Below are 10,549 nucleotides of genomic sequence, written 5' to 3'. Positions count from 1 at the left end.
CCGCCAGGCCATCCGCACCCGCGATGTCATTCGCCAGCACGCCGGCCGCCGCACTCACCGTCAGCACGCCGCCTTCCGCCACATTGCCACTGTCGGCATGTGCCGTCGGTACGTCGTCCTTCACGTTCACCGTCAGCGTAACCGGGATCGTATCGCCATCGGCATCCGTCGCCGTCACATGGAAGTTGAGCGGCATCGTATCGGTGCCGGCCGCAGGCTCATCGAGCGGGTGGAAAAGCGCAAAGGTGTAATACGGATTGTTGTTACCCGACGGCGTCGTCAGCGTGATCGTAAAGACCGGATCGTTGGGATCGCCGAGGTGCTTGTAGGCAACCAGTTCCGGATGCACCACATTGGCCGCATCCGTGACCGTGGTCACGAAATAATCCAGCGTGACGCCGCCCGACGCGAGGGCCGGACCATAGTGGCCGCTGCCGTCCGTCGCAAAGGCGACCTGCTTGGCCACGCCGTTGTCGGCGCCCCAGTTGATGTTGAGGAAGCCGGTCTGAGCCTGCACCGACGGGAAGCCGGTCAAGCCCGCTTCATCGATATTCAGCACCGTCGGCGGAGCAACCGCGTGCGGCACGTCATCGATGATCGAGATCGAGATCGTCGACGTCGACGTGTTGTTGAAGGCATCGGTCACCGTAAAGGTGAACACGTCCTTGCCTGGCTCGGTCGTCACGCCATTGTCCGTCGCCGGTGTCGTCGTAAACGGCGACGTCAGCGTATAGGTGTAGTGACCCGAGCTATCCACTTTCAGCAGCCCGTAGAGGCCAGCGATCGTGGTGCCGACATTGCCTGATACGTCGGTGCCGAGATTGCCCGCCGCGATTCCGGTCACCGTCACCGGGACATCCGGATCCGAGAACGTCAGCGTGCCCGTCGTCGTCTCTGCCGTCGAAGACGGGGTCGATCCCGTCACCGTGCCGGCACCCAGATCGCTCGGATTCGTGGCCGTATCCAGCGCCGCCTCATCCACCGTCGCGCTCGCCGGTGCCACCAGCGGCTGGCCGTTCGCCACGGTGATCGTCAGCGTCGAGGGCGAAGTGTCGCCGTCGCCATCCGTGATCATGTAATGGAACACGTCCGTCCCCGAGGTATTCGGGTTGGCATGATAGCTGTAGCCGCCGTTCGCATCGACCGTCAGCACGCCATGGACGCCCGTCACCGTGCTGCCTGCCACACCCGTCCACGCAATCGACGCGATGCCGTCCGCCCCCGCCTTGTCGGCGCCGTTGTCGCCATTGGCTTCGGCATCCGTAATCACGTTGCCGGCAGTCACCTGACCCGACTGTGCCGCATCCGTGTCCGCGTGTGCCGTTGGCACGTCGTCCACGACCTTGACGATCAGGCTGGAACTTGCCGCATCGCCGTCCGTGTCGGTCACCTGGACCGCGATACTATCGAAAACCGAATTTGCGCCGCCGTTGGACAGCGGACCATGTGCCAGAGTGTTGTGGGCCAGCGTATATGAATAGCTGACCGTCCCGGCCAAAAGGTCCACACCGGTGATGGTAAGAACGCCATAGGTCGTGTTGAACGGCGTGTTGATGTTCTGCACGACGCCATTCTGTACGACCAGCGTCCCGCCGATGCTCAGATCATCGACGCCATCCGGCGCCGAGAAATGGAACGTGCCGATCTGGGTCAGCAGTGGATCGTTCGGCGATGAACCTGTAGGAAGATTGGCTTCAAAAACGGCCTCATCACCACCGGTCGCACCAATACCGGAGACGGTCACGCCGTGATCGGAGATGCTGATGGTCAGCTTCGCCGTCGAGAAATCACCGTCGCCGTCGGTCAGAGTATAGGTGAAGACGTCGTTGGCAACGATGGGCGAGCCGTTAAATCGCGTATAGGTATAGTCGCCATTTGCGTTGATCACGAGCGTACCGTATTGGCCGGTAACCTGGAAGTTGTTCGCACCGTCGGGCGTCGTGATGGTCGTAACGCCTGCGACCTCCGTGATCTTCGCACCGTCGGCTCCAACTGTATCCTTGTTGCCGTCCGTCGCATTGGCGTCGGCGCCAACAGCAATATCGATACCGGTTATCACATTGCCGGTCGCCGTCAGCGCAGCGCCATTGGCGGAATCGATGTCATTGACGGCAATCGGGCCGTCATCCTGGAACTGGATTTGCAACGCCACACCGGACACCGCACTGGTAGAATCGCCGTCAAAGTCCGTCAGCGTTGCCTTGATGTGCAGGTCGGCAGTGACCGTCGCGATATCATCGAATGCAGCCGGGCTTGAGCCCGCCAGGTCATTCGCGATCGCCTGGTACTGCGCGATCCAAACGTATCCGGCACTATCGACATAGACCTTGAAAATCTCGGTCTGACCGACCGCGCCGACAACTGCCCCGCTGGCGTCCGTTGTCAGCATAATGTGGCTGCCATCGAGGGTCTTCAGGCCAGAATCGACTCCGCTGATCGCGTTACCGTCCTTGTCGGTGACCGCAAAGGAATACACGCCTGGCTCGTCGGCGCCCACCTTGCCTGCGAATAGCGCCCCCGGGGCAAGCACGCTGGTCGGCGATTTCGCATAGCCAATGGCGCCTGCCTCAGCGATGGCTGCGGGCGGGACATTGGCGAGCGGATCGACGTCATTGGCCGGATTCGGATCGGCCGCGGTGTTCACGCCGGTACTTTCGTCCTCGCTGACCTTGAACGTTTCCGTGACAATGGTGGTGGTCGTGATCGTGGATTCGATACCGAACACTTTGAAGGAATTGCCGTCGGTGAACGTCTCGTGGCCACCACCTGCGGTGTTGTCGAACTGGTAATTATTGTAGTTGCCGACATTAAAGACGTCGAACGGGGTTGTGCCGATCGCCTGGACGGTCGAAAGATCCGTCACGCCGTCAAGCACGTAACCAACCTGCATGCCGCCCTGGAACACAGGCGTGGCGCCGGCAAACGGCAATCCATTCACGGTAAAGGTGAGCGCGACAAAAGCACCGTTGTTGGTGGCGGACACGAAGACCACCGCGGTTTCGACGCCGTGGGCTTCCGCCACGTCGATCGAGAATGTGGCGGAAGAGACGTCGTAGGATCCGGAATCCATGATCGTCGGATTGTTGGGAACACCGGTGATCTGCAGGTTGTTGACGAACGTCATCGTGAGGATTTCGGGGCCTGTCAGCCCCGGATGCGTGTCGTAGCCATCAATGATCTGGCCATCGCCGACGCCGATCTTGGTGCCGGTGGTGTTGACGCTGTTGTCACCCTCCTTGAGGTCGATGCCGGTCAGCTTGATGTCATGGTTGTTCTGGCCATCCATACCGCGGATGTCGGTATTGCCCGCCTGCAGGGTGTAAGTAACAGTCTCGGTGGTCGTGACCGTCGTCTGCTCCGGCGCACGCGCCGTGATGACCGGAATGTCGTCAAGCACGGTGACCGTAAACGTACCGGCGCCGAGTGGAACGCTATCGCCATCGCCGTCCGTTGCCACAACATAGGACGACAGATCGATCGCCTGGGTGTTTTCAGTGTTATCGCCAAGCAGATTGTTGAGCGTCGGATGGTCGATCTGATCCTTCAGCGTGAAGACATAAGAACCGTCCGCGCCGACCGTCAGCATGAAAATTTCGCGATCGCCCGCGTCATATCCCGGCGTGCCGTTGTCGACATAGCCGTGCAGGCCATTGACGTCGGTCACCACGAGGATATGCCCGCCGTCGGATTTCAGGCCGGTGTCGACCGGCGTAGTGATCGTCTTGAGTCCAAAGCTGCCGAAACCGTCCGCGCCGAAGTCAACCAGTGCCTTAAGCGCACCGGCTGCCCCCGTCGCAACGGCGGAGTTGGTGCCGGCGACCTCGCCCGGACGGCTGTTGTCCGGGTTGGAATCCGACAGACCGGGCGTGTGCAGACCGTCTTCATCGACGTTCGCAGCCACCGAACCATTGGTAATCAGCGTCGGGCCGTCGTCGTTGAAGTGGATATTTCCGGAAATATCTGCGGATGCTGAGGCGGTGTCGCCATCACCATCCTTGATGGTCACGACGGCGGAAACTGCACCTGCCGCGAGCGAAACCGTATCGTTTGGATTCGCCGTGTTCTGATGATTGAGTGACAGATATTCGACCACCGACACCTTGCCGTTGGCCGGATCGATGGCGATGGCAAATGCCGCATCGCCTGCAAAAGCTCCAGTGTCGACGCGGCCGACGATCAGCCCGCTCTCAAGATGGAGACTGATCGCGCTTCCGTCGGTCAATGTCACGCCGGATACGGACGAATTGAGCGCCAGCGAGTACGTGATAGGGGTGGTCGGGTCCGGACCGTCGACACCGAAATACGGCACCACCGTCAGTGCGACACCGTTGCTGGTCGCATATGCCAGGACCGGTCCGGTCTCGTCCGGATCGTCCCCTGGGCTGGAAACACCGGCAAAGGCTGCCAGCGGACCGGCGACGTCGTTGGCCTGAAGACCGGCGCTCTCATCCGCCGTGACTCCGAAATTCCGCGACACCACCACCGTCACCAGCGGACCGTCGTCTTCGAACTGGATCGCGCCAGAGATCGTAGCTGATGCCGAGGCGGTATCGCCATCGCCGTCGGTGACGGTCAGGGTGGCCTTGATGCTGCCCAGTGCGTTTGCCAACGAAACGGCTTCGTCGCTGTCGCCGCCGACGTCGGCGCTTGGGTGGAACAGAGACACATACTGGACCAGCGACACAATGCCGGTTGATGCATTGATTGCGATCGCAAATGCGGCCGGATCGTTGCCAGTATTAGTAACAGTGGAATCCGCATCCGATCCGTCATAGCGCCCGACGATGAGACCATTCTCGACGAACAGGAATATCTCGTGGCCATCGGTGGTCTTGATGCCAGAGTCGATCGGGCCGGTCGCGATATCGCCGTTCTGGTTCGTCAATGTCAGAGTGAAGATCTTGGAATTCGTGGCGGCGGCACCATCGGTGCCGAAATCGACCGAGCCGATCGTCAGAGCCGACACAGCGCTTCGGGCATATCCCAGTGGCAGGCCGAACACACCGTCCGGGTCGTGCCCCGGATTGGCCACGCTGTTGAAGACCGGGGTGAAGAGGATATCGTTATCGTCGCCGAACGGCGGGCTCTGCAGCAGCAGGGTTTCGTCGTGGACGATCTGGAAACCTGCCGTCTCGGCCACGGTCACCACAGGGCCATCATCCTGGAAACTGATGCTTGAGCTGTTCCCGTCGGCGATCGCAATCGTCGCCGAAGACGTCGCGGTGTCGTTGTCGCCGTCGGTAATGGTGGCAGTCAGCGTCACACCGAGGCTTGCGCCCTCGCCTACCAGATTGAGCGACTGCGAGGAATCGAAGTTGTTGCCGTCCTGGCCATGGTCGATCGCCATATATTGATCGACCACGAGCTGGCCACCTGAGAGGCTGCCAGCGTCCTGCAGAGTAATCCGGAGCGCGATCGGACCGTTCGGATCGTTGCCGACGTGACCGACGATTTCGGTGGCGCTCACCCTGAACAGATAGATGGTGTCGTTGCCGTAGATGTGGGTAGGGTCGGTCACCTTCAGAGTCGAAGCGACGCCGCCATTGTCACCAATGCCCGTCAAATCAAGACTGTAGGCATAGGTCGTCGATTTCTCGCCGTCGGTGCCGGCAATTTTCGTGACGCTGAAGAGCGCTTCCAGATCACCGGGCTTGCTGCCGTCTCCCGCCGTCGACTTGAGTTCGCCGATCGGATTTGTGCCAGTCGGATCAGGCAAAGTATTGCCGGTATCGTCGAGCGTTCCGTCAGACGCACCATTGGCGCCGCGGTCGCCGCCGATCGATTCATCGAGCGACAGGGTCGCAAGGTGCGCGGAACCTTCCTCCGGCTGGATCACCGTCACCGCAATTGCAGGACCATCGTCCTGAAAGCTGATGCTGGATGTTTGCTGGCCGGCGATCGCAATCGTTGCCGAAGACGTCGCGGTGTCGTTGTCGCCGTCGGTGATGGTGGCAGTCAGCGTCACGCCAAGGCCTGCGCCCTCGCCTACCAGATGGAGCGACTGTGACGAATCGAAGTTATTGCCGTCCTGGCCATGGTCGATCGCCATATATTGATCGACCACGAGCTGGCCACCCGAGAGGCTGCCAGCATCCTGCAGCGTAACCCGGAGCGCGATCGGACCGTTCGGATCGTTGCCGACGTGACCGACGATTTCGGTGGCGCTCACCCTGAACAGATAGATGGTGTCGTCGCCGTAGATGTGGGTAGGATCGGTCACCTTCAGCGTGGAAGCGACGCCGCCCGTTTCGCCAGTTCCCGTAAGCGCAAACGTGAAGGCATAGGTGGTCGACTTCTCGCCGTCCGTTCCCGGATCCCTGACGACATTGAACAGCGCCTGCAGATCACCTGGCACGTTGCCTTCGCCAGCCGCGGTCTTCATTTCGCCGATCGGATTTGTGCCAGTCGGATCAGGCACAGTATTGCCGGTATCGTCGGGCGTTCCATCCGGCGCACCATTGGCGTCGCGGTCGCCGCCGATCGATTCATCGAGCGACAGGGTCGCAAGGTGCGCAGTCCCTTCCTCCGGCTGGACCACCGTCACCAGAATGCCAGGGCCGTCGTCGAGGAATGAAATATTGAGCCCAGCCGCTGATGTCGTCGTCAGGATGGTGCCGTCTGCGGCAGTTGCAATCTGGGTGACGTGAACGAGGTCGCCGAGACCAACCAGATCATTCGGATCCGACGCGTTCGGATGGCTGATCGCCTCGTACTGGGCGAGATCGAGCTTCAGCGAGCCCGGCTCGAGGAACAGCGCGAAGGCCACCACGCCATTGGCGTTCGGAGTGCTACCATTACCCTCGCGACCCACAACAAGATCGCCTTCTGTGAAGAGGAAGATTTCGTTTCCGGTCTGTGTCGCGCGAAGCCCGCTATCAGCTCCCGTGAAGACATTCCCGTCGGCAGCGCGGAGCGTATAAGCAACCGTTCCGGCGCCATGAGTGCCGAAATCGACGGTCGAAGAAGCGATTTCCGACAGCAGACTTTGTGCCCAGCCGATCAAAGGCGCAGCGCCGGCCGGCGCTGCGAACGGTGGCGCACCAGCTTGATCGCTGGCGAGAAGCGTCTGGATGCCAGCCGTCTCGTCGTGAACGACGTCGGTATTTGACAGTACGAAGCTCGCGGTCAGCGCTATTTCTGCGGCGGTGACCGATGTCCCGAGCTGGACGGTAAACTGCAGTCCGGGCAATTCCTCCTGGCCAAGCAGATCGAGCGGATTCGGCGCGGCGAGCGGATCAACACCAACGCTAGAAAAGTTTGCGCCCGATGCTTGCGCATTGCCGTTACCGTCGCCGGCAGCGGGCAACACTGACTGATCTTCGGTGACGGGAAACAGCGCCGCGAATTCGGTGCCGGTGAGATCGCGCCCGGGCGACACCTCCATGCTGATGCCATCGAGCGGCTTGCCCGTCGCATCGAAGTAGGGCTCAAGCGTGACCGTCGACTTATTGTCAAACAGGATGATGAGCTTCTCGCCGACATGGACGAGTGTGATTTTTTCTCCGGCGATGGCGGACACGTCAGCCCGTACGCTGCCGTCGTAACTCAGCGCGATCGTGACTGCCTGTTCGGCATACGGCTTCGTGATCCTGACGATGTGCTTCGGGAGTTTTCCGGCGGACTGTCCAGCAACGGTGCCCGCTTGAGCAACCTGAAAAGGTCCATTCATAATACAAACCCCGTAAGTAAAATTTGCTTCAAAAAAGCAGTTGAAAGAAATTACAGGCTGCTTACCGCTTTTAATGATTTCTTAATTATGCACTTTCTCTGAAATTGATCGAAGGGGCAAGGAATCATAAAGGATAAATAAAGGGTAAAGATCATTGTGGTTAAGCGGCCACAGGCCGCGCCGACCGCCAGCAGCCCTGTCAAATCCATTGACCCCGGGCACGCCGGAGGGTTAGCTCATGCAACTTCAGAGTGGGGGCGACACGATGTTGAATTTTTTTTCAAGTAAATTCATTGCCTTAACTGCAATCTTGGCAGGCGGCTTGAGCCTTTCGAACGTAGCGGCAGCCGCGGATCTTGGGCTGATCGCAACGCCGGAGTCCGTCGGGCGCTGTTCGGATATCGTCTTTCAATGCGAGAACGGTCGTAGCTATCCGCTCTGCCCGATCGCCATCAGCGCAGCCGGCGAGGTCGTTACGGCGACGTTGCGCGGCTCTTATGTCCGCCTGGTCCCGATGGGAGTCGGCTATCGGTATGCTGGCAAGGGAATATGGCTGGATGGCTTGCGCGAGAATGCAATTCTCAATGCCGGCAAGCGCGACGCGGTCGCCTGTTCGATCACCCAGTGAGTAAATCCGGATACGAGAACTTCGTTCGATAGAATCGAAGCGGACGAAGCATCATACACACCCGGCTCGAAACGCTGTGGTGGCTTTAGCTAGCGCATTCAAAGGGGCCTGCCGTTGCGAACATTCTGCGCGGCTGGCTGTCTGCGCACTGTCGAGTAGTGCGTTGCATTTACAATCTCAACCGACGCTAACGCAATGGCCGCCGTACTGACGCGCGACAGTGTGCCTCGATCCAGACGGCTCCAATTCGGCTGATGTCAGTACTTCGTGTGCAGCACCACGCGCGATGTACCGCGTGAGTACATGAACGCCTTTGGATGTACGTAAACCGGACAATGGTCGTACCAGCTACGCTGCTGCCAATTCCATTTCCAGCAGCCGGACGCGATCGCTGGCTCCCAGTTGTGGACGCCCGGCCAATAGGGAGGGTCGCCCAGCTGATAGGCCTGCAACGGATGCGCGAACCAATCTGCGCGCGCGGGCACCGCTAGCAAACAAAACGTGGCTGACAGAAAAATCAATCGCGAGAAAATTTTGTGCATCCGGATATCCCCCGATCTGCGATCTATCCATCAACGTTGCCAAAACCGGAGCGCACATACAAGGCAAATAGGCAGATGATGGTAGCCGACCGTCGCTGCCCCGTCCGCTACAGCCATGTCTCCGACTCGCATGGGACGCGGCTGCGCAGGCGGCCTGCTCCGCCTAGCGGTAGGTATTTAGATACAAAACAGCGATTACTAATCTTCCACCAAAACGAAGAGAACGACGCGGCCCTCGGACCGCGCGACGGCCTGTCGTAATCAGGAATTCAGGCACTGCACCGAAAGACCTCAGATTCGCTTGTAGTCGTCCTCAATGCGAACGATGTCGTCCTCGCCAAGATAGCTTCCCGTCTGCACCTCGATCAGCTCGAGCGGAATCTTGCCGGGGTTTTCCAGACGATGCGTTGCACCGAGCGGGATGTAGATCGACTCGTTCTCGTGAACGGTCTTGATCAGATCGTTGATCGTCACCTTCGCGGTACCACGCACAACGATCCAGTGTTCGGAGCGATGGTGGTGCTTCTGGAGTGACAGCCGCTCTCCGGCTTTCACCACAAGGCGCTTCACCTGATAGCGCTCGCCATCCTCAAGGGCCTGCACAGATCCCCACGGGCGATGCACCTTGAGATGATCTTCGGTGACCCGGGGTGCCGCAACCTTCAGCTTAGCCACAAGCCGTTTCAAGCCGTTAGCATCCTTCTGGCGGGAGACCAGCACAGCGTCGTGCGTCGCCACCACCACGAGGTCGTCGACGCCCTCCAGGGCCACCACCGGACCATCGCTGGCCACGTTGCAGTTACGCGAGTCCTCGAACACCGCCACGCCTTGCGCGGCATTGCCCTGCGCATCCTTGTTGGACAGCTCCCACACTGCGAGCCACGAGCCCACATCCGACCAGCCGCAGGACACCGGCACCACGGCCGCCTTCGTCGTCTTCTCCATCACGGCATAGTCGACAGAGATCGATTTTGCCTTCCCGAAAGCGTCCGCATCGAGCGTAAAGAAGCCGAGATCGCGGCCAGCCTTCGCCACAGCGCTGGTGATGGTCTCGACACTATCGCTGTCGACGCGGCGATATTCATCGAGCAGCATCCCCGCCCGAAACATGAAGTTGCCGCTGTTCCAGAGATAACCGGCCTCGATATAACCGGTTGCTGTCTGCAGATCCGGCTTCTCGACGAATTTGGCGACACTCTTCACCTCGCCGGAAAGCACCTGGCCTGGTGAAATATAGCCATATTCGGTGGCCGGGCGCTCCGGCTGCACGCCGAACGTCACGATGTGGCCGGCATCGGCAACCACCAGACCCGCACGGCACGCCGTCACGAAAGCCGGCACGTCGCGGACCACATGATCGGCGGCGAGCGCGAGCACGACCGCGTCCTCATCCCGAGCCTGTGCAAAAGCAGCGCCTGCGGCAATGGCCGGACCGGAATCGCGCCGCGCCGGCTCGAGCAGGATGTCAGCCTCAAGCCCGATCTCGGCGAGTTGTTCGCGCACCATGAAACGATAGGCGGCGCTGGTGATGACAATGGGACGATCGAACAAGCCGGCGTCGGACACACGAATCACGGTGTCCTGAAAGGTCGAGCGCGGCCCGAACAATGGCAGAAATTGCTTCGGGCGTCCCTCACGCGACGACGGCCACAGGCGCGTACCGGCACCGCCGCACATAATCAGGGGAATAATGCGCTTGCTCATCAGCCG

4 protein-coding genes are annotated in these 10,549 nt (G+C 60.3%); 1 reads left to right on the top strand and 3 read right to left on the bottom strand.

Annotated elements, in window-relative coordinates; all coding sequences use genetic code 11:
- A partial coding sequence (locus AC1RLZ_RS17225; protein WP_493189596.1) for a DUF5801 repeats-in-toxin domain-containing protein occupies window positions 1-7,669 on the bottom strand: 7,669 nt, incomplete at its 3' end.
- Between the two features lie 322 nt (window positions 7,670-7,991).
- On the opposite strand from AC1RLZ_RS17225, the gene AC1RLZ_RS17220 reads away from it, so the two are divergent.
- Window positions 7,992-8,297 carry a hypothetical protein gene (locus tag AC1RLZ_RS17220; protein WP_493189595.1) on the top strand — a complete coding sequence of 102 codons (306 nt, stop codon included), beginning with the start codon at window positions 7,992-7,994 and terminating at the stop codon, window positions 8,295-8,297.
- A gap of 257 nt (window positions 8,298-8,554) precedes the next feature.
- Here the strand turns inward: AC1RLZ_RS17220 and AC1RLZ_RS17215 are convergent, their stop codons facing one another.
- Both AC1RLZ_RS17215 and AC1RLZ_RS17210 read right to left on the bottom strand, forming a co-directional pair.
- Window positions 8,555-8,839 (bottom strand): hypothetical protein, encoded by a 285-nt coding sequence (locus tag AC1RLZ_RS17215; protein WP_493189594.1) that lies wholly within the window; start codon window positions 8,837-8,839, stop codon window positions 8,555-8,557.
- A 291-nt stretch (window positions 8,840-9,130) separates the two neighbouring features.
- Window positions 9,131-10,543 carry a mannose-1-phosphate guanylyltransferase/mannose-6-phosphate isomerase gene (locus AC1RLZ_RS17210; protein WP_493189593.1) on the bottom strand — a complete coding sequence of 471 codons (1,413 nt, stop codon included), beginning with the start codon at window positions 10,541-10,543 and terminating at the stop codon, window positions 9,131-9,133.
- Between the last annotated feature and the right edge of the window lie 6 nt (window positions 10,544-10,549).

It is taken from the genome of Tardiphaga sp. GW822-FHT04G09 (genome assembly GCF_058800725.1).
This window is presented reverse-complemented; position numbering and strand designations above follow the sequence as displayed.